40 protein-coding genes and 1 tRNA gene are annotated in these 21,443 nt (G+C 71.5%); 37 read left to right on the plus strand and 4 right to left on the minus strand.

What is annotated here, in order from left to right; translation table 11 throughout:
* Positions 1-18 precede the first annotated feature (18 nt).
* The 30 genes from VMF51_RS18025 to VMF51_RS18170 all read left to right on the plus strand — a co-directional run bounded on the left by VMF51_RS18025 (position 19) and on the right by VMF51_RS18170 (position 14,021).
* A tRNA-Asn gene (locus VMF51_RS18025) sits at positions 19-91 on the plus strand.
* Between the two features lie 412 nt (positions 92-503).
* Positions 504-719 carry a MerR family DNA-binding transcriptional regulator gene (locus tag VMF51_RS18030; RefSeq protein ID WP_325475843.1) on the plus strand — a complete coding sequence of 72 codons (216 nt, stop codon included), beginning with the start codon at positions 504-506 and terminating at the stop codon, positions 717-719.
* Positions 716-1,021, plus strand: a complete 306-nt coding sequence (locus VMF51_RS18035) for a hypothetical protein (protein ID WP_325475844.1) — start codon at positions 716-718, stop codon at positions 1,019-1,021. The genes VMF51_RS18030 and VMF51_RS18035 overlap by 4 nt, the downstream gene beginning before the upstream one ends.
* Positions 1,021-1,491 (plus strand): hypothetical protein, encoded by a 471-nt coding sequence (locus VMF51_RS18040; RefSeq protein WP_325475845.1) that lies wholly within the window; start codon positions 1,021-1,023, stop codon positions 1,489-1,491. Before VMF51_RS18035 ends, VMF51_RS18040 begins: the two co-directional genes overlap by 1 nt.
* Before the next feature lie 40 nt (positions 1,492-1,531).
* Complete coding sequence (locus VMF51_RS18045; RefSeq protein ID WP_325475846.1) at positions 1,532-3,106, plus strand: ParB/RepB/Spo0J family partition protein; 1,575 nt, start codon at positions 1,532-1,534, stop codon at positions 3,104-3,106.
* A complete protein-coding gene (locus VMF51_RS18050) occupies positions 3,103-3,261 on the plus strand; it encodes a hypothetical protein (protein ID WP_325475847.1) in 159 nt (52 codons plus the stop codon). Before VMF51_RS18045 ends, VMF51_RS18050 begins: the two co-directional genes overlap by 4 nt.
* Entirely contained in the window at positions 3,258-4,070 is an 813-nt protein-coding gene (locus VMF51_RS18055; protein ID WP_325475848.1) for a hypothetical protein, read from the plus strand. Before VMF51_RS18050 ends, VMF51_RS18055 begins: the two co-directional genes overlap by 4 nt.
* Complete coding sequence (locus tag VMF51_RS18060) at positions 4,067-4,255, plus strand: hypothetical protein (RefSeq protein ID WP_325475849.1); 189 nt, start codon at positions 4,067-4,069, stop codon at positions 4,253-4,255. The genes VMF51_RS18055 and VMF51_RS18060 overlap by 4 nt, the downstream gene beginning before the upstream one ends.
* The gene (locus tag VMF51_RS18065; RefSeq protein ID WP_325475850.1) at positions 4,252-4,617 is read left to right on the plus strand and encodes a hypothetical protein; all 366 of its coding nucleotides are present in this window, start codon (positions 4,252-4,254) and stop codon (positions 4,615-4,617) included. Before VMF51_RS18060 ends, VMF51_RS18065 begins: the two co-directional genes overlap by 4 nt.
* Positions 4,614-4,769: a hypothetical protein gene (locus tag VMF51_RS18070; RefSeq protein ID WP_325475851.1), complete on the plus strand. Its 156-nt coding sequence runs from the start codon at positions 4,614-4,616 to the stop codon at positions 4,767-4,769. The genes VMF51_RS18065 and VMF51_RS18070 overlap by 4 nt, the downstream gene beginning before the upstream one ends.
* Positions 4,769-5,167 (plus strand): hypothetical protein, encoded by a 399-nt coding sequence (locus tag VMF51_RS18075; RefSeq protein WP_325475852.1) that lies wholly within the window; start codon positions 4,769-4,771, stop codon positions 5,165-5,167. The genes VMF51_RS18070 and VMF51_RS18075 overlap by 1 nt, the downstream gene beginning before the upstream one ends.
* Positions 5,164-5,676: a hypothetical protein gene (locus tag VMF51_RS18080; RefSeq protein WP_325475853.1), complete on the plus strand. Its 513-nt coding sequence runs from the start codon at positions 5,164-5,166 to the stop codon at positions 5,674-5,676. Before VMF51_RS18075 ends, VMF51_RS18080 begins: the two co-directional genes overlap by 4 nt.
* On the plus strand, positions 5,676-6,032 hold the full coding sequence (locus tag VMF51_RS18085; RefSeq protein ID WP_325475854.1) for a hypothetical protein: 357 nt from the start codon (positions 5,676-5,678) through the stop codon (positions 6,030-6,032). The genes VMF51_RS18080 and VMF51_RS18085 overlap by 1 nt, the downstream gene beginning before the upstream one ends.
* Positions 6,029-6,343 carry a hypothetical protein gene (locus VMF51_RS18090; RefSeq protein WP_325475855.1) on the plus strand — a complete coding sequence of 105 codons (315 nt, stop codon included), beginning with the start codon at positions 6,029-6,031 and terminating at the stop codon, positions 6,341-6,343. Before VMF51_RS18085 ends, VMF51_RS18090 begins: the two co-directional genes overlap by 4 nt.
* Positions 6,344-6,357: 14 nt before the next feature.
* Positions 6,358-7,305 (plus strand): hypothetical protein, encoded by a 948-nt coding sequence (locus VMF51_RS18095; protein WP_325475856.1) that lies wholly within the window; start codon positions 6,358-6,360, stop codon positions 7,303-7,305.
* On the plus strand, positions 7,302-7,577 hold the full coding sequence (locus VMF51_RS18100; protein WP_325475857.1) for a DUF3263 domain-containing protein: 276 nt from the start codon (positions 7,302-7,304) through the stop codon (positions 7,575-7,577). Before VMF51_RS18095 ends, VMF51_RS18100 begins: the two co-directional genes overlap by 4 nt.
* Entirely contained in the window at positions 7,574-7,975 is a 402-nt protein-coding gene (locus VMF51_RS18105; RefSeq protein ID WP_325475858.1) for a hypothetical protein, read from the plus strand. The genes VMF51_RS18100 and VMF51_RS18105 overlap by 4 nt, the downstream gene beginning before the upstream one ends.
* Entirely contained in the window at positions 7,972-8,760 is a 789-nt protein-coding gene (locus tag VMF51_RS18110) for a hypothetical protein (RefSeq protein WP_325475859.1), read from the plus strand. The genes VMF51_RS18105 and VMF51_RS18110 overlap by 4 nt, the downstream gene beginning before the upstream one ends.
* A complete protein-coding gene (locus VMF51_RS18115; RefSeq protein ID WP_325475860.1) occupies positions 8,757-9,146 on the plus strand; it encodes a hypothetical protein in 390 nt (129 codons plus the stop codon). The genes VMF51_RS18110 and VMF51_RS18115 overlap by 4 nt, the downstream gene beginning before the upstream one ends.
* Positions 9,143-9,847: a hypothetical protein gene (locus VMF51_RS18120; RefSeq protein WP_325475861.1), complete on the plus strand. Its 705-nt coding sequence runs from the start codon at positions 9,143-9,145 to the stop codon at positions 9,845-9,847. The genes VMF51_RS18115 and VMF51_RS18120 overlap by 4 nt, the downstream gene beginning before the upstream one ends.
* On the plus strand, positions 9,844-9,972 hold the full coding sequence (locus VMF51_RS18125; RefSeq protein WP_325475862.1) for a hypothetical protein: 129 nt from the start codon (positions 9,844-9,846) through the stop codon (positions 9,970-9,972). Before VMF51_RS18120 ends, VMF51_RS18125 begins: the two co-directional genes overlap by 4 nt.
* A gap of 11 nt (positions 9,973-9,983) precedes the next feature.
* Complete coding sequence (locus VMF51_RS18130; RefSeq protein WP_325475863.1) at positions 9,984-10,430, plus strand: hypothetical protein; 447 nt, start codon at positions 9,984-9,986, stop codon at positions 10,428-10,430.
* Positions 10,420-11,361 carry a ParB/RepB/Spo0J family partition protein gene (locus VMF51_RS18135; RefSeq protein WP_325475864.1) on the plus strand — a complete coding sequence of 314 codons (942 nt, stop codon included), beginning with the start codon at positions 10,420-10,422 and terminating at the stop codon, positions 11,359-11,361. The genes VMF51_RS18130 and VMF51_RS18135 overlap by 11 nt, the downstream gene beginning before the upstream one ends.
* Entirely contained in the window at positions 11,358-11,705 is a 348-nt protein-coding gene (locus VMF51_RS18140; RefSeq protein WP_325475865.1) for a hypothetical protein, read from the plus strand. The genes VMF51_RS18135 and VMF51_RS18140 overlap by 4 nt, the downstream gene beginning before the upstream one ends.
* Positions 11,702-12,235: a hypothetical protein gene (locus VMF51_RS18145; protein ID WP_325475866.1), complete on the plus strand. Its 534-nt coding sequence runs from the start codon at positions 11,702-11,704 to the stop codon at positions 12,233-12,235. Before VMF51_RS18140 ends, VMF51_RS18145 begins: the two co-directional genes overlap by 4 nt.
* Entirely contained in the window at positions 12,232-12,711 is a 480-nt protein-coding gene (locus VMF51_RS18150; RefSeq protein WP_325475867.1) for a hypothetical protein, read from the plus strand. Before VMF51_RS18145 ends, VMF51_RS18150 begins: the two co-directional genes overlap by 4 nt.
* Positions 12,708-13,205, plus strand: coding sequence for a hypothetical protein (locus VMF51_RS18155; RefSeq protein WP_325475868.1), 498 nt, complete (start codon positions 12,708-12,710; stop codon positions 13,203-13,205). Before VMF51_RS18150 ends, VMF51_RS18155 begins: the two co-directional genes overlap by 4 nt.
* Positions 13,202-13,420 (plus strand): hypothetical protein, encoded by a 219-nt coding sequence (locus VMF51_RS18160; protein WP_325475869.1) that lies wholly within the window; start codon positions 13,202-13,204, stop codon positions 13,418-13,420. Before VMF51_RS18155 ends, VMF51_RS18160 begins: the two co-directional genes overlap by 4 nt.
* Positions 13,421-13,540: 120 nt before the next feature.
* Positions 13,541-13,756 carry a hypothetical protein gene (locus VMF51_RS18165; RefSeq protein ID WP_325475870.1) on the plus strand — a complete coding sequence of 72 codons (216 nt, stop codon included), beginning with the start codon at positions 13,541-13,543 and terminating at the stop codon, positions 13,754-13,756.
* Complete coding sequence (locus VMF51_RS18170) at positions 13,749-14,021, plus strand: hypothetical protein (RefSeq protein WP_325475871.1); 273 nt, start codon at positions 13,749-13,751, stop codon at positions 14,019-14,021. The genes VMF51_RS18165 and VMF51_RS18170 overlap by 8 nt, the downstream gene beginning before the upstream one ends.
* 111 nt (positions 14,022-14,132) lie before the next feature.
* Here the strand turns inward: VMF51_RS18170 and VMF51_RS18175 are convergent, their stop codons facing one another.
* On the minus strand, positions 14,133-14,489 hold the full coding sequence (locus tag VMF51_RS18175) for a hypothetical protein (protein WP_325475872.1): 357 nt from the start codon (positions 14,487-14,489) through the stop codon (positions 14,133-14,135).
* Positions 14,490-14,493: 4 nt separating this feature from the next.
* Positions 14,494-14,823, minus strand: a complete 330-nt coding sequence (locus tag VMF51_RS18180; protein ID WP_325475873.1) for a GNAT family N-acetyltransferase — start codon at positions 14,821-14,823, stop codon at positions 14,494-14,496.
* Positions 14,824-15,241: 418 nt separating this feature from the next.
* Here VMF51_RS18180 and VMF51_RS18185 point away from each other — a divergent pair, with 418 nt between their 5' ends.
* The 7 genes from VMF51_RS18185 to VMF51_RS18215 all read left to right on the plus strand — a co-directional run bounded on the left by VMF51_RS18185 (position 15,242) and on the right by VMF51_RS18215 (position 20,993).
* Positions 15,242-15,853, plus strand: coding sequence for a hypothetical protein (locus tag VMF51_RS18185; RefSeq protein ID WP_325475874.1), 612 nt, complete (start codon positions 15,242-15,244; stop codon positions 15,851-15,853).
* Between the two features lie 34 nt (positions 15,854-15,887).
* Positions 15,888-16,127: a hypothetical protein gene (locus VMF51_RS18190; protein WP_325475875.1), complete on the plus strand. Its 240-nt coding sequence runs from the start codon at positions 15,888-15,890 to the stop codon at positions 16,125-16,127.
* Positions 16,128-16,433: 306 nt separating this feature from the next.
* The gene (locus VMF51_RS18195) at positions 16,434-16,787 is read left to right on the plus strand and encodes a hypothetical protein (protein ID WP_325475876.1); all 354 of its coding nucleotides are present in this window, start codon (positions 16,434-16,436) and stop codon (positions 16,785-16,787) included.
* Positions 16,787-17,116 carry a hypothetical protein gene (locus VMF51_RS18200; RefSeq protein ID WP_325475877.1) on the plus strand — a complete coding sequence of 110 codons (330 nt, stop codon included), beginning with the start codon at positions 16,787-16,789 and terminating at the stop codon, positions 17,114-17,116. Before VMF51_RS18195 ends, VMF51_RS18200 begins: the two co-directional genes overlap by 1 nt.
* A 244-nt stretch (positions 17,117-17,360) precedes the next feature.
* On the plus strand, positions 17,361-18,707 hold the full coding sequence (locus tag VMF51_RS18205) for a DNA methyltransferase (RefSeq protein ID WP_325475878.1): 1,347 nt from the start codon (positions 17,361-17,363) through the stop codon (positions 18,705-18,707).
* On the plus strand, positions 18,707-19,462 hold the full coding sequence (locus VMF51_RS18210) for a hypothetical protein (RefSeq protein ID WP_325475879.1): 756 nt from the start codon (positions 18,707-18,709) through the stop codon (positions 19,460-19,462). The genes VMF51_RS18205 and VMF51_RS18210 overlap by 1 nt, the downstream gene beginning before the upstream one ends.
* 40 nt (positions 19,463-19,502) lie before the next feature.
* A complete protein-coding gene (locus VMF51_RS18215) occupies positions 19,503-20,993 on the plus strand; it encodes a hypothetical protein (RefSeq protein ID WP_325475880.1) in 1,491 nt (496 codons plus the stop codon).
* On the opposite strand, the gene VMF51_RS18220 is transcribed toward VMF51_RS18215, so the two are convergent.
* Positions 20,958-21,140, minus strand: a complete 183-nt coding sequence (locus tag VMF51_RS18220) for a hypothetical protein (protein WP_325475881.1) — start codon at positions 21,138-21,140, stop codon at positions 20,958-20,960. The two genes, VMF51_RS18215 and VMF51_RS18220, sit on opposite strands and share 36 nt — an antisense overlap.
* Positions 21,141-21,154: 14 nt before the next feature.
* Positions 21,155-21,388 (minus strand): hypothetical protein, encoded by a 234-nt coding sequence (locus VMF51_RS18225; protein ID WP_325475882.1) that lies wholly within the window; start codon positions 21,386-21,388, stop codon positions 21,155-21,157.
* Positions 21,389-21,443 lie beyond the last annotated feature (55 nt).

The following is a 21,443-nucleotide window of genomic DNA, read 5'->3' on the forward strand; positions in this document are numbered from 1 at the left end:
TTTCCCGCGCTGCACCGATCCCCTGTAGCTCAACTGGCAGAGCATTCGGCTGTTAACCGGAGGGTTGTTGGTTCGAGTCCAACCGGGGGAGCCCAGCAGTCGCACCGCCCTCAGGCCCACCGGGCCTGGGGGCGGTCGGCATTTGCAGCCCGAGTAGCCACCAGGCGGGCACTCCGTAGGCCAGTTCGATCCTCTGAGCGATCGAGACCGCGTTCCGCGGCATGTTGATGCTGGTCTCCCAGGCAGCGACGGTCGCCGAGCTGACCTGAAGCTTCTGGGCCATCGTCCCCTGGCTCTCGCCGGCGTCGCGGCGGATCTTGCGCACCTTGTCGCCGAAGAGGAACTCGGGGATGTACGGGGTGGGCTCTGCGCCCACTACGTCACTGGTCATACGCCCGACCCTACCCAAAACCTGCTCAAACCTGTCAATACCTAGGAATGGGTGTGCCACGCCAGGGCCGATGTGCTTGCCCTGGAACTCTGGGCATGCTTAGGTTCCGGCCATGCCGAACGAAACTGGGTATACCCAGGACCCGGCGGACGAGCTGCTCGCGATCGGCCCGACCGCCCGCGAGCTGCAGGTCAGCGTCGAGACCATCCGCCGCTGGGACGCCGAGGGCAAGATCCGCTCCCAGCGCACCCTGGGTGGCCAGCGCCGGTTCCGCCGTGGCGACGTCGACGAGCTGCTCGCCCGGCTGAGGGCTGGGACGTCGTCGTGACCGAGATCGTGACTCTGCCCGGCCTGCTCCAGCTCAGCGACCAGGTCCTCGTCTCGCCGCCTGACGTCGCGGCGGTCACGCAGGATCCCGACTCGCCGGAGACGACCCGGGTGTACCTGCGCGGCGCCGGCACGTCCTGGATCCCGGTCGAGCGGGAGTTCCACGAGGTCGCCACGGCGCTCGCTCAGGCACTCACGCCGCCGCGGCCGGTGGGGACCCTGTCCGTTCGCTGCCCATCGAGCGCGCTCGACGTCCTCCGTGCGCACCAGAAGCTCGAGCACCAGAGGCCGGGGCAGTGCTGATGGAGGAGCAGCTCGACGACGCGCCGCGGCGCGACGTCAGCCGGATGCTGACCTGCTGCTGCACCAGCAGTGACGGTCAGCCTCAGGGGCCGCACCCGTTCACGCCCCACGTCACTTGCGGCACGAAGCGCGTCGCGCCCCTCGATGACGTCCAGGGACCGCCGTGGCAGACCGACACCGTCGCGCAGCTGCAGCAGGCGTACGCCGGGGCGACCGTGCTCGACCTGCTCCTCGCCGGCGTCACGGCCGACGCCCCGGACGAGGTCGACCAAGTGGCGCACCTCTCGCTCGCGCTGTTCGACCACGTCCTGTGCACGACGCCGATCGAGCTCCCCGACGGCCGAGTCGTCGCGTCTCTGCACGCCCACATCTCCGGCTGGCGATACGGGCTCGCCGGCTTCACCACCAGAGAGACACCGACCTCGGGCCTCCTGGCCCGCGGCCGGCCACCGCTGCCCGCATCCACCTGAGGTCCCCAGCCCTCACCCACCGAGAGAACCGAGGTCACACATGAGCACCACCACCGAGACCACGACATCGACGTACGAGCACGAGCTCGACCTCACGCTCGTTGTCCCGCACCCGAAGAACGTCCGCCGCAAGGCCGTCGCCGACGACGAGCTCGTCGCGTCGATCAAGGCCTCCGGCATCCTCCAGCCGCTCATCGTCGCCCCGCACACCGCTGGCGACGACACCTACGTGCTCATCGCGGGGCACCGCCGACTCGCCGGCGCCAAGAAGGCGCGGCTGAAGGTGGTGCCCGCGATCGTCCGCACCGACCTGGTCGACGAGGCCTCGCAGGTCGAGGCGATGCTCGTCGAGAACGGCCGCCGCAAGGACCTGTCTCCCATCGAGGAGGCCGAGGGCTACGAGCAGCTCGCGCTGTTCGGACGCAAGGTCAAGGAGATCGCCGAGATCGTCGGGGTCGACCCGAAGACCGTCACCGCCCGGCGGCGGCTGCTGAAGCTCGCCAAGACCACCCAGACCAAGGTCCACGCCGGCGACCTCACCCTCGACGACGCCCTGGCGATCGCCTCCTTCGCCGACGACCCCGCCACGACGAAGAAGCTCGAGAAGGCCGCGGGCAGCGGCAACCTCAGGTACGAGCTGGAGTACGCCAAGGGCCGCCGTAAGAACCGCCTCGCGGCCGAGAAGCGGGCCGCGACGGACTACCCCGATGTGACGGTCCTGGAGTCCACCGGCGAGATCCACGTCGACATCGAGAAGCACAAGGTCGCCCGGCTCGCTCACACCGGCGTCACCGACCGCGAGGGTCACAAGGACTGCCTCGCCGCGATCCTGGAGTGGGGCATCTACAACAGCGCGGTCATCCTCGTCTGCACCGCACCCGAGACGCACACCGACGAGGAGCGAGACGAGGCCGCGGTCGCCGACCGCGCCCGAGCCGAACGGGCCGCCGCCGAGCGCGAGGCTCGGCAGGAGGCGATCGAGGTCGCGCGCCGCCTCCGCGTCCGCTCGCTGGCCGAAGCCATCAAGCCCGGCATGAAGGTCGACAAGGTCCTCGTCGACCTGCTCCGCAACCTCTTGCCGTCCCTCATCAGCAACCTGGAGCAGGGGCGCCTCGCGCAGTACTTCGACCTCACCGACACCCCGGAGCCCAACCGGTGGGAGCGGTGGGAGTACTCCCGCAAGGACGCCGACCTTCAGCTGTTCCGCCACCACGTCGCGGAGCTGGCCGACGCCTCCGGACCCGAGCTGCTCCGCACCCTTGTCGTCGTGCTCGCCGTGGGGATCGAAGACCGACAGGTCGCCTCGGTCCGCAGCGGCCACAACCACTACACCTGGAACCAGTTGAACGCCGAGCTCGTGCGCGCCTACATCACCCTCGCCGAGCGTCAGGGCCACACCCTCACCGACGACGACCAGGATCTGCTCGGCCAGGCCTCCATCGACGACCCCGAGCCGTCGAGCACGGACCAGGCCGAGACCGCCACGCCCGACGACCCGACCTTCGACCCGCACCCGTTCGCCGGCGACCCCGAGTACGCCTGCACCGACTGCGACCAGCCGGCCGACTCCGCGATCCACCTCGTCGACGACGAGTCCGGTGAGGCGAAGTCATGACCGACGACGCGTGGATCTTCTGGGCGATCCTGCTGGCGCTCCTGTGGATCGCCATCGGCGCGTTCGCCGCTGCGGATCGGCCCAACAGCCGCTTCGGCCGGAGCAAGTTCGGCCTCGCCCTCCTGCGACTCGTGCTGGGAGGTGGCGAGCGGTGAGCGCCCAGGAACTCGACCAGTACCGGGCTCAGCGCCAACGTCTGGTCACCCAGCGCCGGCGGAAGCGCCGCCAGCTCGCACTCCTGCGCGGCGAGGAGACCGGCCTGCTGGACGCCGGCCCCTTCCGAGAGCGGATCCAGGCCCTGCTCGACTGCCAGTGGCCGTACGACGCGATCGTCACGATGGCGGGCGCCGGGTCCGACCAGGGCCTGCGCCTCATCGTGCTGGGCGAGCACCAGCGCGTCGAGCGCCAGCTGCTCCCGCTGCTCGACGTCCCCGTCTCCGTGGCTGTGCCGTCCGTCCTCGACAGCGAGGCGAAGGTCCCCGCGCTCGGCGCCACGCGTCGGGTCCGGGCGATGCTCGCCCTCGGCTGGTCCCACGGCGCCATCAGCGAGCTCACCGGAACCTCCAGCAGCGTGTTCGCGCTCGGCCGGCGGCCGCGCACCATCGCGCGGCGCTGGCGTGCCATCGACGACGCCTACGAGCGCCTGTCCGGCCGCCGCGGCCCGTCGAGCCTCACCGCCCACCGAGCGGCGACGTACGGCTACCTGCCACCGCTCGCCTGGGACGACATCGACGACCCCGCCGAACGCCCCGAACCCACCCGCTGCCGCGACGAGGCCGCCGTCGACGACGTCGTCGTCGACCGGATCCTCAGCGGCCGGACCGCGGAGGCCAACCGGGCGACGCGCACCGAGGTTGTCCGCCGCTGGTCAGACACCGGCCGGTCTCTGAGGGACCTGGAGCGCCTCACCGGCTGGAACACGAACCGCTACATCCCGCGCGACAACGAAGGGCAGGCATCATGACCGAGTCCCGCGTGATCCCCGGCCTGGGCGACGCTGGCGCCGGTCTGCAGCTCGGGCAGGTCCCCGACGCCGAACGCCGCCGTGCGGCGGTCTCCGTCGCCGAGGCCGCGATCGCCGGCGGCTGGCAGGACGAGCTTCTGGACATGCTCGAGCATCTCGGCCTGGACCAGGTGAGCCCCGGATGACCGCCCGCCAGATCGAGGCGTACCGGCGCCGCTTGGCCAAGGTGACGCAGGCCCACCTGCTGACGTCCGAGTGCGTGGGCGCCGTCATCCGCTTCACGGTGCTCGACCTGTTCGGAGCACCCAACAGCGCTGCGAGCAGGACGGTCGTCGGCACCCTGACCTCGTACCGGGTCTACACCGGCTTCGGGCTGATGGGGCCGACGGTCCGCATCGACGTCGTCATCTGTGAGGCGTGCGTCGGCACGCCCGGCGGCGACTCGTGCGCGGACAGCGAGCCCCACACGCTCCACCCCATCGACCTCGTCACGCTCGCCCGCAACGAGGACGGCGTCCGCGAGGTGCTCCTGGGAGCCGGGTCGTGACGCGCTACGCGCTGTGGACCGCGGCGCTGCTGCTCGCCGGGATCACCACCGCGCTGGCGGCAGAGCCGGGCAGTCGGCGGCGGGCATTCCTGGTCACGGTTCTCGCCGGCGTCGTGGTCGTGCTCGCTCTCGCCGGGGCGGAGGCGAGCTGATGGGCAACCGACGCAAGCCGAGGAACCCTGCGGGCGCCCGCGGACCTGCGGGCGGCCGCCCGGCCGACCTCGACGACGACTTCTTCCGTGCGGCCGCCGCGATGGTCCCCAGGGTCGGTGCCCGGTCCTTCCAGGTGCGCTACTGCGACGAGGATGACCCGGTCGTATGGATCGCGGTCGCGAGCTTCGGTGGCCGTCGCTTCGAGGTCGGGGCCGGCCCGAACCCCGAGGTCGCGATCATGCGGCTGCTCCAGGTGCTCGTCGACGGCGGCACCTGCCGTCACTGCCACCGGCCGACCAGCATCACCCGGAGCTTCGATCAGCAGCTCGCCTCCCAGATCGTGTGCTGGTACCAGTACGACCCCGAGCTGAAGAAGTTCCGCCGGGGGTGCGCATGACCCGGCCGTGGTTGACCTGCACCTACCCGCTCGCCGACGGGTTGTGCGGGAAGCAGGCGCAGCAGTTCATGAACGCGCGCCGATGCCCGGACCACACGCCAGCGAAGATCGCCGGCCATCCCGAGCCGCCAACCCCGGATCCGGCCCGGACGATGGTCGGGCTGATGGAGGCCGGCCGCCGGCGCGACGCGCGTCGGCTGGCCCGCGCCCGTGCGGCGTACGAACGGCTGTGCGTCCCCACGCCGGTGGTCGAGCCGGGTCACGTCCACCGGTGGCTCCCGCGGCCGTTCTCGTTCGGGCCGCGGGAGAAGGTCGGCGGGGACATCAAGTACCGCACGGGCTGCTGGTGCGGCGCGTGGAAGGGTCCCTGGCCGCCCCCGGTGGTTCACGGCCGCGCGCGCACCGGTCAGCAGTACTCCATCGCCGTCGTCGACGAGACGACGGTCCTGACGCCGGACGTCGCCGCGGCGGTCGCCGGCGTCGGCCGGCTCGTTGGGTGGACGGACTGATGCCGCGCCGTACCCGCCCGCGGCCGCGGCCCCTGCCGCGCTGCCAGCACTGCCAGGCCCGGATCTCGTTCTTCTGGGTCCGCGGCCGCGACGGCAAGCCTGGACGCGCCCGACCGTTCGATCCCATCCCGGTCCGTGACGAGGACCGGCTTCAGCCGCTCGTGCCGGCGCTGCCGGTGTCGGGCCGCACTGCCTGGGACCCCGACGAGCTGATCGCCGAACTGGAGTCCGCCCGGCCCGGCTGGACCACCGACGACGCCCGCGACGAGGTCATGGCGATGCCGTGGCACCGCGTCCACCAGTGCCTCGACCACGTCGCGGCGAAGCACACCGAGAGGGAGACCCAGCGCCCGTGAAGATCATCAGCGACCCCTTCAGAGAGCACGGCCAGCCGGGACCGGTCGTCGTCGACACCGACGGCGGAGCCGCGCTGCAGCACGTCCAGGCTGCAGGCGTGGAGGGCCGCGGTTCCGGGCCGCTCCTCGCGGTCGAGCTGGAGGGGCCGCTGCTGCACCAGGACGGTCGCTTGGACGTGATCTACCTGGTCGACGCCGACGGGGCGGCGCAGCTGTGCGCCCACGTCATGAACACCCTCGTCCGGTTCGACGCGGGCATGGCCCTCACGTTCCACGCTCGGCTGCACGAGCTCCTCGAAGCGGCCAAGTAGGGACTCGGGTGGTCGTGAACCTCTTCGACTGGCAGCGCGCCGTCCTGGTCGCCGACATGACCGAGGACCTGCGCTGGTGGGCGCTACGCGTCTCCCTCGACTCCGACGGTGCCTCCGGGCTCAACGTCGTGATCAACGAGCAGGCGCTGGCGTCCGACCGGGCCGTCTCCACCCGCACGGTGTGGCGGCGCCTGGAATCCCTCGTCGAGGCCGGCTGGATTGCCCAGGTCGTGAAGCCGACCCGCCCTGGCCGCGACGGCCAGCGGGGTCGTCGTGCCCGCTACCGACTGTTCCTCCCGGGCCAGCTGACCGAAGAGTCGTCTGACACGGCCCCGCTGGACCTGTCAGACGACCACCCCGGATCGCCTGACACGGACACGGGGGGATCTGTCACACGATCGCCCGAGTCGTCTGACACGCGCCCGCTCGCGGTGGCAAACGACCTCCCGCGACCGTCTGACACCGTCCCGCCCGGATCTGTCACACGATCGCCCGAGTCGTCTGACACGCCACGCGGACAGGTGGCAAGCACTCAGACAAGAACTACAACTACTGCAGCAGCAGCGGCCGCGATCGCCGTCGACCAGGAGCCGCAGACCGTGGCCTCCGGCCCGGTCGCGATCCTCGCCTCGAAGGTCAACCAGCACGCCCCGCTGCGCGGTCTGCGCTGGGACTCCCTCGGCGCCGAGAAGACCGCCCGCATCGAGGCGCTCATCGAGCTCCACGGCGACGACGCGCTTGTCGACCACGCCGTGCTGACCTGCCGGGCCACCCCGCCCGTGTTCGCCCAGGCCTTCCTCGCCGGCTGGGAAGCCATGCCGCCGCCCGGCCGGCGCCTCGCCGTCGTCCGAACCAAGGCGGCCATGTGCCCCGAGCACGCCTGGCGGCAGCTGAAGAGCGACGGGACCTGCATCGACTGCGCCGGCGAGGCGAACGAGCGACGCCGCGGAGGTGACCAGTGACCGAGCACCCCGACCAGCTCGACGCCCGCCTGTCCGTGCGCCAGGCCGAGGTGATCGCCTTCGAGCGCGCCGGCTGGTTCAAGTTCGCCGGCATCCGCGACGCACTGGTCCTGGAGCGCTTCGGCCGAGGGCCGACCCGCCACGCCCAGGTCCTCCACCACGTCCTCAGCCTGCCCGCCGCCGACGCCTACGACCCGGCCACCGTGCGCCGCCTCGTCGAGCGCCGCGACCTCCTACGCGCCCACCGGTCGACGAAGGGACTCCTCCCGTGACCCTCAACCGCCGCCGCGCCACCCGCCGGCCCAAGCGCGCCAGCACCGGCCCCGGCGAGGAGACCCAGATGCTCCTGTTCCACCGCGCCGGCGCCCGCTGCGAGCTCTGCGCGACCGACCTGTCCGCCGGCGCCCCGTCCTCGAAGCACCACCGCCGCCCCCGAGGCATGGGCGGCTCGTCGACGACGTGGATCAACGACGTCTCGAACCTGCTCCTGCTCTGCGGCACCGGCACCACCGGCTGCCACGGACGCATCGAGTCCCACCGCACCGCGGCGTACGACGCCGGCTGGCTGCTCCGTACCGGCTTCAACCCCTGGGAGGTCCCCGTCGTGCTCCACGGCCACCGAACCGTCTATCTCACCCGGGACGGCCAGTACGCCGTGGGGGCACCGTGAGCGCGCAGCCCGCCCGCCAGCCCGACGAGCTGCCGACCACCCAGGCCGAGCTGCTCGAGCTGGCCCTGGCCGACTGCTCCAAGCTGCTCGGCGACGTCTACCGCCAGCTGCCGCTCCTGCAGAATCTCGCGGACTCGCGCCAGCCCGGCCTCACCTTCACTCCGGCCGCGACCCGAGCGCAGATGGGCAAGCAGTTCCTGGCCGACAGGTTCGCCCGACGCCAGGCCGAGGCCGCCGGCCTGCCCGCCGGCAAGGGCGCGACGGCGGCACCGGGCAACGTCAGCGGCTGGGCACTGGTCGCGGAGATCGAGATGACCCTGCGGCACCTGATCAGGTTCATCGTCCGTCACGACCCCGAGTCCGCCATCCCGGTCCCGGACGAGGGCGAGACCACCGGCCAGCTCGTCAACCGGTTCCGCACCCTGCTGTGGACCGTCACGCAGCTGCGCGTGGCTCGCGCGATCCAGGTCGACCTGCGCCACCTCGCCGAGCTCGCCGGCCGCCTCCTCGACGGCGAGGACCGCACCGCCCTGGCCGCCGAGTGCCCGCACTGCCGCAACCGGACCCTCGTGGTCTACCTGCACTCCGGCGTCATCCGCTGCGAGCGCCCCCGCCGCGCCGACGGCACCCGCGCGACGTGCCAGTGCCAGCACCCGATCTGCCCCTGCAGAACCGAGCGCCGCTTCGTCCACAGCTGGGTCCGCGAGTCCAACGACCCCGTCACCTCGTGGGGCGCCCTCGCCGGCCGCCTCACCCTCGCCAAGCACCTGAAGGAGACCCCGTGACGCCCCGAACCTGGGCCGAGGGCACGATGCCCACCCCTGAGCAGTGGCTGGACTGGCTGCTCGAGCAGGACCGCGTCGACCAGCTGCGCGTCGGCGATGGCGCCCTCAACGACGCGGGCCGGGCCGCGCGCTGCGTGATGGCCGATCATGACTCGCTGCTCACCCAGCTGCGCAGCATCAACGAGATCAACGGCGATCTCGCCCGCATGGCTGGCCGCTACCGGCGCGCCTGGCAGTCCGCCCGCCGCCGCGGCACCAGCACCCGCGCGACCTTCCGCCTCGGCTACAGCGAGGGCCACCGCGACGGCTACACCGACGGGCTCGGGAAGGCGCTCGCCGACCTACGCGCCGTCCAGACCGCTCTCCGGGCGGGTGACGAAGCGTGAGCACCGCAGAGACCAGCAACGTGGTCCAGCTGCACGCTGACTCGGTCGACCTGGACCGGCTGGTGCACATGACCGTCACCGAGGGCTCCGACGAGGCCGGTTGGACGGTCCGCTGCCGGCAGCCGTGCCGGTTCCAGGAGGGCACCTTCCCCAGCCAGCACGACGCCCGCAAGGTGGGCAACGAGCACATCGCCTCCACGCTCCCAGCGCCCGAGAAGGTCGCGCTGTCGTACGACGACTTCGTGGTCACGCTGGAGCGGTACAGCGCCCCGCACGAGTCGCCGGTCGACCCCGGCGACTCGGCCGCTCCACTGCCCGGCATGCCCGAGCGCATCACGCCAGCGTGGGTGTCTGACGGCATCCGGTTCACCTGGCTCGGCGAGGACGGCGAGTACGCCCTGGCGCTCGGCCACCTCGACGACGACGGCCTGGATCACTTCGCCGCCGCGCTCGCGCAGAGCGAGGGGTTCAGCATGAGCGCCGCCGACTACCCGATGGACGGCGTCGAGCGCCTGTGGGTCCTCCCGGCCGGTCACGCCGCCGTATGCCGCCGTTGTACCGACGACTACGACGCCGAGGACCTAGAGGACCACCCGCTCGATGCCTGTGGCTGCGGTGATGAGTACGTGGCCGCTTGGTACGCCGTCGCCGTCACCGCCGCGACCCCGGGCGCGATCGCCATCACCAGGTGGTCGGCGTGACCTGCGAGGCGCGGCTGGCCGGTGACGGCCTGGCCTGCACCCGCATCGATCCCCACGAGCCGCACCGCGGCTGCGTCTACGAGTCCACCTCGGGAGTCCCGGGCTCGCCCAAGGAAGAGCTGTGAAGGAGACCCCCTTGTTCCGAGCGATCGTCATCATCTGCCTGCTCGTCGCGCTCACCGCCGCGCGTCGCCGGGCGCGCCACTGGCGCCGCGTCGCCCAGATGCACGGCGCCCCCACCCACCGACCCGGCGCTAGCGCCGACCGGGGGGTCGACGACTGGGCGCGAGCGAACCCCACGATGGGCAACTTCACGACCCGGTCGGTGCCCATCGACCGGCTGGCGATCGGCATGGACGTTCTCCGGGTGCCGATCATCGGCCGGCTGAAGGTCGCCGCCGACGCCACGGGCATCCTCGACGCTCACGGCCAGAGCGAGGCCGGCCGCATCGTCGCGTTCCGCCTCGACACCCGCGGCGGCACGCCCCGGATGATCCGCTTCGACAACGGTGCCCGGGTGTACGTGGCGGCCGACGCCGAAGCGCTGGTGGCGGTCCGGCTGGAGGTGCGTCGTGTCCGGTGACATCCCGAAGGGCGTGAAGGCGGCGATCCTCCGCGCGGCCGCGGACGCCCGCTACCCGAACCAGGCGCTGCCGACGATCGCCGCGAACCACAACCTCGGCATCGCCCAGGTCAAGAGCGTCGTCGAGCAGCACGGATGGCCCCAGCCCGATTCGATGCGCCGCGCCGCGGACATCCTCGCCCGAGCAGCTCGACGCGACTCCGAGGTCGACGACGCCGACGAGGGCGACGTCTACCTCGAGATCGCGATCGAGCGCCTGCAGGCCGACCCGGAGAACGTCCGCGAGGACCTGGGCGACCTCGCCGAGCTGATGGACTCGATGGTCCGCGAGGGCCTGGTGCAGCCCGTCGTCGCACGCCGCCACCAGAGCCTGCTGATCATCGTCTCCGGGCACCGCCGCCACGCGGCCGCGGTGAAGCTCGGATGGACCCACATCCCGTGCCTGATCAAGGCCGGCGTCCACCCCGACGACGTCCTCGGGAAGATGCTGATCGAGAACGGCCAGCGCAAGGACCTCGACCCGATCGAGGAGGCCCGCGCGCTGCAGCGGCTGAAGACCCGCGACCGCCTCACCGACGCCGCCCTGGGCTCGAAGATCGGGCGGTCCCAGCCGTACGTCTCGGGCCGGCTCGCGCTCCTCGACCTCCCACCGGCCGAGCAGGAGCGGATCCGCGAGGGCACCATGACCCTCGCCGCCGGCACGACCGCCGGCCGACGCCAGGGCGGCCACCACCGGCCCGGCGCTCAGGGGAAGAAGTCCGCGGCCCACCTGACCAGCCACCACCCGCTGGCCCGCGCCGTCGCGCAGCTGTGCCAGCAGCAGGGCCACAGCAAGCACACGCCCGGCCGCGTCGGGGGAGTGGGCTGCGGTCGCTGCTGGGAGGACGTCATCCGCTCCGACGAGCGCTCGAAGATCGAGGCTCGGTCGTGACGGCCCGTCGCCCGGTCCCGGGCATGCAGGCGAAGTGCCGGACGTGCCAGGCCGCGATCGTGTTCGCCGTCACGGTGGCGTCCGAGCGCGGACCGGGCGGCAAGTGGCAGCCGTTCGACCCGCTGGAGGACCCGAAGGGCAACGTCGCCGTCCGCGCGATCAACCCCCGCCGCTCTCACGCGCGGGCGCTCGGCAAGGACGACATGATCGACCGCGAGACCGAGGTCCGCGCGATGCCGCACGCCGCGACGTGCCAGCCCGCGCTGGTCGACAAGCCCGAGCCGCCGGCGCCAACGAACGTGCTCGACCTCGCGGTCGCGCGAGCGAAGCGGGGACGTCGATGACCGCCCGCCTGAAGGTCACGCTGACCGCCCAGGAGCGCCGCCAGCTGCACGCCGGCGTCTGCGGCCGCCACGCCGACACGGTGCCCGGGGTGTACGTCTGCGGGCCTTGTGAGAGCGCCGGTGACCGGGCTGTCGAGGAGATCGTCGCCTCGCGGCTTGCCCTGGCCGCTGACGCTTGCTGCACCTGCCACGTCGCCGACGCGCCTCACGAGGACTGGTGCGTCTCGGTCGGCATCCTCGCCATGCTCGTCGACGAGCGGAGCGTCGAGGTCACCTGGACCGTCGAGACGCGCAGCCGCCGCGGCGGGAAGACCTCGGAGGCGGCCGAGGCGCTGGAGCGGGCAGTACTGCAGCTCGCCCAGGCCGAGGCCGCGCGGATCGAGCAGGCATGTGAGACCGCGCTGCAGCAGGGACGCGGTGTCCGCGTCGTCACGCACGAGGGCTTCACCACGGTCGAGGTGACGGCCGAGGTGCCCTTCGGCACGATCCACCGCTACCCGCGCGGCCGAGACGGGGGAGCGAGCTCGTGAGGACCCTGCGCGCGATCACCGTCCAGCAGCCCTGGGCGTGGGCGATCGTCCGCGGCGGGAAAGACGTCGAGAACCGCCGCAACCGCACTGGGCTGCACGCCGCGGTCGCGCAGTTCAACCGCCCTGGCCCGATCGCGATTCACGCCGGCCTCCGGTACGCCGGCACCGACGCCTGGAACCGGATGCGCCGCCTGTCGACGGTCGACCCGGGCTTCGGCCCGGGAGGGCCTGGCGCTGACCCGGCCTGGATGTTCGGCCACGTCCTGGCGATCGCCACGCTCGCCGGCATCCACACCTCCGAGCAGTGCCTCGCGTCGGGCCGGCTCTGCTCGCCCTGGGCCGAGGACAACGCTGCGCATCTGCAGATCACGAACGTGCGGCCGCTGTACCGCCCCGTCGAGCTGCGCGGCTCTCAGGGGATGTGGGAGATCAAGAACCCCAGCGTCCTGTCGGAGATCCGCAGGCAGGCCGCATGACCGGCTGGCGCATCGACCCGGCCGGCGCCGACCCCGCGGTGGTGGCCTTCGTGTCGGAGGAGCTCGGGATCCCGGTCGTCGACGTCGGCGAACCGCAGGACGCGCTGCGGCTCGGCTCCGAGTGCCTGTTCTCCCGCTTCGGGTTCAACGACGGCGACGTCCCTGCGCAGCTACTCGACTACTGCGACACCTTCGGCCTGCCGTACCCGACGGACGATCCAGCCGGCCGAGTGCTGTACGACCCGACATCCGCCTGGCACGTCACCCTCGCGGCTCTGGTCAAGGAGCGTCTGGTCCCGCTGCTGCCCGTCGAGGTCGCCGTTGAGGAGATCGGCACGAACCACAACCCGATCCGCGCCAAGTCGGTCGCCGGCGTCGACGTCGACTGGTCGTCGTACGACGCCGCTGAGGCGGCCCACACGTGGCCAGAGGTCGCGATCTGGATCCCGTACGACCAGGTCCTCGCCGAGCACGAGCGGCTGGCGCAGTCGTGACCGCCCGTGTGCTGGTGAACGTCTCCGAGGCCGCTCGGACTGCCGGTGTACCGCGCACCACGGTCGCGACCTGGATCTCCTCCGAGCGCCTGTTCCCGGTCGGCCTCGATGCCGACGGCAGGACGGCGCTGTACGACCTCGCGAGCGTGAAGGAGCTCGCGGCCGCCACCCCTCGGCGCAAGAGGCGCCGGAGCACTCGAAGGAGCTCGACATGAACGACCGCATCCCCAGCGACCGCGAGGTCCGGGCATGATCGCCGTCCTCGAGGCCGCAGGCTGCTGCGCGGCGATGTTCTCGCTGCCCATTGCTGCCCTGAGCGTGTTGTGGGGACGGCCGTGAGCGCCGCCGAGCAGGTGCACGTCGAGTGCAGCAGCACAGTCACGGCCGAGCCCGGGAGCTACCTCATGGCGCACCAGATCAAGGCGTGGCTGCCTGGCATCCCGGACGGAGCGAACGTCACCGCCGTCACCCGCCAGATGGGCTCGCAGCGAGACCCGGTCGAGGCCACTGTCGGCCTGACTGCGAAGTGGAGCGAGGTGCGCCGTGGGTGACGTCCAGACCGAGACTGACGCGGAGATCGAGCGCCTCCGTGCAGAGGTGAAGCACTGGAAGGACCACGCCCAGGAGGCCGGCGAGGGGTTCTCGCAGGCTTGCCGGGACTACGCCCGGGTGAACGCTCGGCGCTCCGAGCTGATCCGCAAGCTCGAAGCGTGGATCCGTCACGGCGAGGCAGTCCCCGCCGACGTCACCACCTACGACCGCGCGATCGTCAACGCCGAGCTGCGCGCCCTCATCGAGGAGGCCCGCCATGGCTGACGTCCAGGCCGAGAAGGGGGCGCACGACGACGAGTGCGAGGTAGGCGACTCGCTGCTCCACCCGCTCGCTTGCCGCTGCGCTTCACGGGCCGCTCAGGCGGACGAGAAGGGTCAGATCTTCCCGAGCAGCTTCCGAACCGTCATCCGGTCGAGGCCGGCCCGGCGTCCCGCCTCGGCCTCGGCCATGCCGTCACGGACAGCGAGGAGCGCGACCTGCTGCGCCGCGATCGAGGCGTGTCGGGCCGCCTCGCGGGTCCGCTGGCGCTTCCGGCCCGCCTCGTCGATGTCGGTCTCGCCGAGCAGGTACTGCGTGAGCGCGGCGAGCGCGGTGTCGCGCTCGGGCTGCAGGTCGGGGTCATCCCCGATGCGTGCGATCGCGGCCTCGGCCTCGGCCTCGAACCGCTCGCGCTGCTCGTCGGTCATGGCCTCGGCGGCGGGGCCGAGCCAGGCAGTCCAGTCGGTGCTCACTGGGTCAGTCCTCCATCATCTCGTGGTAGGTGGCGAGCTCGTCCATGTCGTCGGCGACCGGGCCGCCCATCGCCTCGGCGAACGCCAAGCCCTCCGGGGTGCAGGCTGCGGCCGGCGCGTGCCTCAGCTCGACGAGCTGAGCGTCCGCGGCCTCGTACAGGGCTCGGGCGATGCCCTCGCCCCGGTGGGCGGCGTCGACCTCGATGTTCATGATGATCTCGGTGTCGATCGCGACGTACAGCTCGCCGACCTGCTCGCCGTCGATGACCGCGAACCAGCGGTGCAGGGTCTCGGCCTCGCCGTAGTAGGTGCCGGTGCTGTACGTGATCTCCATGTAGAGCACTCTACAGACGGAACTGTAGAGTTGTCTACAGGTCGGGGCAGGATCCTTCCGCCCGGACCGCTCACGCCCGAGGACGGCACCAGGTGAGCGGCTACGACTGGGTGCGCGCCTGGGACGAGCTGGACGCTGAGGACGCCGCGGCTGAGAGCGAAGCCAGCGAGTGACCGGCCACCCAGCGGCCGGGCTGCTTCGCAAGGTCCTCCCGCGGCGCGCCACCCGGATCGAGATGGACCACGCGGCGTCGAGGTGGGATCGCACCTCGCGGAGCCTCTGTGCAGAGGCCGTCGACACCCTGGAGCACGTCCAGCTCGCCGGGTGGACTGAGGTGGCCGGCGCTCGCCGCTCTCGCGACCTGACACGCGTCCTGGAGCGCAACGGGTGGGAGCTCTTGCAGGGTGGTCCCGGCCCGATGGGGGAGACCGCGCTCGCTGCTGACGGGTCCGTGTGGCTGGTCGTGTCGTGGCGGTCGTACGAGATCGGCCCCGACCTGGGGCCGGGCGACATCGTGGTGTGCACCGTCGCCGTCGTACGGCACCTGCTCACCGGCGAGACGGGCATCATCACCGACGCCCACCTACCCGCCTCCGTCGAGGCCGCCTGGGGAAGCGATCGCGCCCGGCAGTACCGCCTCGCGGTGCAGCGCTACCGCAGCATCGTCACCGACTGGACGGCCAAGCACCGGCCCGACTTCGTGGTGGTGTGGGCCGACTGGAACCTCGACGTCCACAAGGCGTGGGTCCGGGCCTACCTTCGCGAGGCCTGGCCAGAGCTGCAGCTCCCGGCCATCCCAGACGAGAAGGGCACGCACGGCGGGTCAGGACGGTGGATCGACTTCTGCCTCGTCGCGGGCCTGCTGGAGCCGCAGCTGGTCGCGCTTCCGTACACCGAGGCATCCGACCACCGGAAGGTCCGCCTCCGTGGCCGGCTCCTCACCCGCGCCCAACGTCGCCGGCGACGCCGCCGCGCCCGCCGTGCCCGACGCCGTGCTCGACGACGCGCACGCCGCAAGGCACGTCGCTGATCGAGGCACTGACGAGAGCCTGCACACTGATCGGATGCGTGCGAACGACGGGACCGGAACCAAGGGGTACACCGTCCCGCAGCACGTCTGGGTCGCGTTCGATGGCCGGTGGCACGAGCGGAAGCCTGGAGTGCTCGTCGAGTGGCGACGCAACCCGAAGAGCGGCGGCTGGGAGGGCATGGTCGTGTGGTTCTCGGGCGGCGGGAACATCTCCTGGTCTGGCCGTCAGGGCTGGGTCCCGGCCGACCACATCAAGCCTCTCGATCAGACCTAGTCAGACCTCATCATCCCTGGTCAGAGGCCGGTTCGGTCCGACACGCGGGGTCTAGTCCGGGTAGTTGACTTCGTTCACGCTCGTACGTCACCCTCCTGTCACTGTTGCTCGTCTTGTACCTACCGCCCCGCTGACCACCGGTCCGCGGGGCTTCTGCATTTCCGGGGTCCACGTGGTGCGGCTGGGGCCGGCCACGGCGGCAGCGTGACCGGCCCGGTGTCACCGTGACCTCGGGCCGGGCCGGTCACGCGACAACGGCTACTTGAACGAGACAGTTCAAGGCTTCGACGCGAGGAGGTGATCCTCGTGAACCGCATCGTCATGTCCGGCCTGCTGTTGCAGATGAGGTTCGACAAGCGCGTGCTGGTGCTGAGCCCGACCATGCACGACGTTCGCGAGGCACTGCACCTGGCGCGCCAGGACCCGCTGTTCCACGACGAGACCGACTCCGTGCACCTGGCGAACGGGCGCGAGCGCATCACGTCGCTGACTGGCGGATGGATCCGGTTCGAGGTGCTGACCGATCCGCGGCACCTGAACCCCCGTGCCGATCTGGATCTCGTTTACGTGACTACGCCCGCTGCCGGCTGGACCGGTGACCACTACGTCGAGCTCCTACCCCACCTCGATCGCCGCTCCGGAGAGGTCGTGCTCGGCTGATGGTCGTCGACGCTGACCTCTCGCTCGAGGAGATCGACGAGGCGCTGACCCACCTCAGCGCCGGTCGTCTCGCAGCCTGTCGTGCCTCCGACGTGGCTCGGCAGCTCCGGCTCGGCGCGGAGATCGACAGCCTGCTCGACGCGCGCTCTGAGCACGTCTCTCGGGGCCTCGCTGAGGAAAAATTCGGGGACCCCACGTCGTTCCTGACTGCCGCTCAGGCCGTCTCTCCCCGTCATCGGGAAAATTCTGAGGACGGCGTCGGCAGCCGCGGCCTGGCGGCCGGCTCGGGGCTCGACCCGGCCCACCGCCCGCACGGGGAACCGGTGTGAGCAACCCTCGTGGGTGGTCCCACCAGCAGCGCCGCGAGCAGCTGCTTCCGCACGCGCTCAACACGCCGTGTCCGCGGTGCGGCGAGCCGATGCTGAAGGGGCAAGACCTCGACCTCGGCCACTCGGTGGACCTCGCTGACGACCCGAACGCCGTCGGCGACCGAATCGAGCACGCGAGCTGCAACCGGAAGGCCGGCGCCGAAGCAGCGCTGCAGCGCAAGCGATTCAACCCGTCGAGGGACTGGTGAGCAGCGCCGCTCGGGTCGTCGACGGCCTGGCCGCCTCGGCCGCAGTACTCCTCGAGCAGGAGTACGCGCTCGTCGACGTCAACGAGCTGCGACCCCACCCGCGCAACCCGCGCCGCGGCGACCTCGACGGGATCGCCGGCTCGATTGACGTCAACGGGTTCTTCGGCGCGATCGTCGCCCAGCGCTCGACGACCCACGTGCTCGTCGGGAACCACAGACTCGCCGCGGCGAAGGCACGCGGCGCCACGGTGGTCCCGGTGCTCTGGGTCGACGTCGACGACGACGCCGCCCTGCGGATCCTGCTCGTCGAGAACCGCATGAACGACCTGGCATCGACCGACGACGCCGTGCTCGCCGAAGTCTTCGAGCTCCTGCAGGCGAGCGGCGCCGGCACCGATGGCACCGGGTACGACGACGACCTGGTCGCCGAGATCCTGGCGGCCGCCAGACCGGCCGAGGCGCTGACCGACGTCGACGACGCCCCGGACTACCCAGAGGCCGACCCGATCTCGATCGAGGGCGACGTCTGGCAGCTCGGCCCGCACCGGGTGGTGTGCGGCAACGCGACCTCGATCGAGGACGTCCGCGTGGCGCTCAATGAGCGTCCTGCCGGCCTGCTGTTCACCGACCCGCCGTACGGCGTCTCGTACCGCGGGGGCACGGCGAAGCAGCTGACCATCCAGAACGACGACCTGACGCCCGAGCAGCTGCGCGAGCTGCTCGACGGCGCCTTCGCCGCGGCCGCCCAGGTCCTCGCGCCGGGTGCGAGCTTCTACGTGTGCTCGCCCTCGGGGGCGCTGGAGACCCTGTTCCGGCTCGCGCTCGACCAGGCGCGGCTCCCGCTCCGCCAGCAGATCGTCTGGGTCAAGGACCGGTTCGTCCTCGGCCGCGCCGACTACCACGGCCAGCACGAGACGATCTTCTACGGCTGGCAGCTCGACGGGACCCCTGCCGTGCCGCCCCACTTCGAGGACGAGCACGGCACGGTGCTGTACGGGTGGAAGCCTGGCGCCGGCCACACGTGGGAGGGCGGTCGCAAGCAGTCCACCGTGTGGGAGCACGAGCGGCCCGCTCGCTCGGCCGAGCACCCCACCATGAAGCCGGTCGAGCTCGTACGACGCGCGATCGAGAACAACACCCGCCCGGGTGCGCTCGTGCTCGACACGTTCGGTGGATCCGGATCGACGCTCATTGCGTGCCACCACGCCGGCCGTGTCGCCGCGCTCGTCGAGCTCGACCCGAAGTACGTCGACGTGATCTGCCGTCGGTGGGAACAGCACACCGGCGAGCTCCCCGTTCGAGCTGCCACGGGTGAGGCGGTCTCGTTCCTCGAGGCCGCCTGATGACCCCTCCGAAGAAGCGCGCGGCCGCCAAGCCGGCTGCGAAGAAGAGCACCGCGAAGAAGGCGCCTGCGAAGAAGGCCACCGCGGCGAAGAAGACCACGAAGCGCGCGCCGGCGAAGAAGGCTGCGGCTCCACGAGTCACCGCCCGCGATCGCAACGTCCTGGAACTGCGCCGCGCCGGCGTCCCGTTCGACGTCATCGCCGACCGCCTCAACTTCCGCGACGTCTCGACCGCTCACGCGTCGTACCTGCGAGCGCTGGCCGGCAGCCTGCCGCCGGCTCGGGACGAAGCGAAGGCGCTGGAGGTCGACCGGCTGGAGAAGCTGCAGACCGTCCTGTGGCCCAAGGCGTTGAAGGGCGACCTGAAGGCGATGGCGCAGCTCGTCGACGTCGCGCAGGAGCGCATGCGGATCATCTCGACCGACCCGCTGCCCGTCACCGACCAGCTCGGCCCGATCGAGACCGCCACCGCCGAGGAGGTCGACCGGCTGCGGACCGCGGCGCCGGCACTCGCCGCGGCCGCCCTCGTCCTCGCCCGCGTCGTCGACGAGCACCGCGGCGACCCGAACGCAACCGCCACCGCGGCGCGCGAGCTCCGCATGACGATGTCGCAGCTGCGAGGGCTGGCCGGCACGACCAGGACCCCGATGCCGAGCGGCGGTGGCGACGCCCCCGACGGCGAGGGCTCCGGCAAGGGAGGCAGCGTGACCTGGCTCGACGAACTCCGGCAGCGAAGTGGCCGTCGCACCTCCTGAGCACATCCTCGGGTCCCAGGACCCGACCCACCGGCTGTGGGTGCCCGACACGAAGTACTCCCGGGGCGACGAGGCCGTCGAGCTGTGCGACCGCATCGGCCTCGACCTCGATGAGTGGCAACGCAACTTCCTGATCGACGGCTGCGCGATCGTCGACGGGTACGACGCCGCCGGCAACCCGGCCGAGCGCTGGGCCGCCGATGACGTGCTCGTTGAGCTCAGCCGCCAGAACGGCAAGAGCGTGGTGTTCGAGGCCCGCGTGCTCGCTGGCCTGTTCCTGTTCGGTGAGCAGCTGATCGTCTACTCAGCCCACGAGGGCGACACCGCCAAGAACGCCTTCGAGCGCATCGAAGGGCTGATCCGGTCCGATCCCGTCCTGCACGAGCAGGTCGTCAACGACGGCCGCACCAGCGGCTTCCGCCGCACCAACGGCCAGCTGTCCATCACCCTGTGGACCGGCCAGATGGTCAAGTTCCGCACCCGCACGGCCGGCGGCGGCCGCGGCCTCACGGGCGACTGCGTCATCCTCGACGAGGCGCAGGAGATCACCGACGACCACATCGCCGCTCTCGGACCCACCCTCAGCGCCCGCCCCAACCCTCAACTGTGGTGGGGAGGGAACGCCGGCAACAGCCGCTCCGTCGTCCTCGGCCGCATGGTCCGTCGCTCCGAGAAGCGCGCAAGCCGGATGGTCGCCTACCGGTGGGTCGCCGCAGACGAAGACGACCCCACGTCGCCGAGGACCTGGGCGCTGGTCAACCCCGCCTTCGGGCGCCGCATGACGGCGAGCTACATGGAGAGCGAGCTGGGCCGGCTCTCCCTCGAGAAGTTCGGCCACGAGCACCTCGGGATCGGCGACTACCCCCGCGAGGAAGGCGAGGACTGGATCATCCCGCGGATGCGCTGGGAGCGCGCCCAGGACAAGGACTCGACGATCGTCGGCAAGGTCGTCTTCACCATCGAGACCAAGTGGGACCGGATGCGGTCCTCGATCACCGTCGCCGGCCGGCGCGCCGACGGGCGTAAGCACATCGAGTGCATCAAGAACGAGCCCGGCACGCAGTGGACCGTTAAGGAGATCGCGCGGCTCCACGAGAAGCACGACAGCCTGGGCGTCGCGATCGACCCGATGTCGCCGGCGAACAACCTCGTCGGGCCGATCATGGATGAGGGCGTGCCCGTGCACCTCCTCACCGTCGAGGAAGTCACCCGCGCCTGGGGCAACATGCACGACGTCATCGTCGAGGCGGACCCCAACGAGGGACTGCCCGACCTCGTCCACCGCGGCGGGAGCGTCCTCACGTCCGCCCTCGCCGAAGCCAGCGTCCGAACCGTCCGCGGCACCACGACCCTCCGCCGCGCAGTCGCCGCCGACGTCTCCGCGTTCCTCGGCGGATGCTGGGCAGCTGAGGCGCTCGACATCCTGACCGACGCCAAGGAGCCGCCGCCGGACCCCGAGGCACTCGACGAGGAGCGCCAGGGGAAGACGCCCGGGTCAGGTCAGTTCGACGTCAACACCGTCGGCTTCTGACGGCGGCGCGTACTCGTCCAGGAACGCGTTGAACACGGCGCTGATCGTCGTCCCGTCAGCGGCAGCCTTCGCCTTCGCTCTCGCCCACCGCTCGTCAGGGACCCGGATGCTCCGGTGCTGGGTCTTCGGCTGGTTCGGCGGCGTCATGGCGGCCATTGTGCCTAGCCCTCGTCGTCGCCGAGCCTCGCGGCCAGCTGAGCGTGCAGCTTCGCCCACGTCTCGTGCCGCTCGACCAGGCGCGCGTCGCCCGCCCGCCGCCACCACGCAGCCGCCTCCCGGTGCAGCTCGACCGCGTGCAGATTCGCCGTCGGGGTCTTCGCTTTCGCCGCGGCGTCGCTCGCCAAGTCCGCGTCCAGCGACCGCCGGCCAGCGGTGCTCGCCGCCTCCTCGTCCATCCCCGTGTCCCATCCCGCCGTAGGTGTACGTACACCCACGGTAGCGGGCCGCGCC

It is taken from the genome of Nocardioides sp. (assembly GCF_035503875.1).
Classification (GTDB): domain Bacteria; phylum Actinomycetota; class Actinomycetes; order Propionibacteriales; family Nocardioidaceae; genus Nocardioides.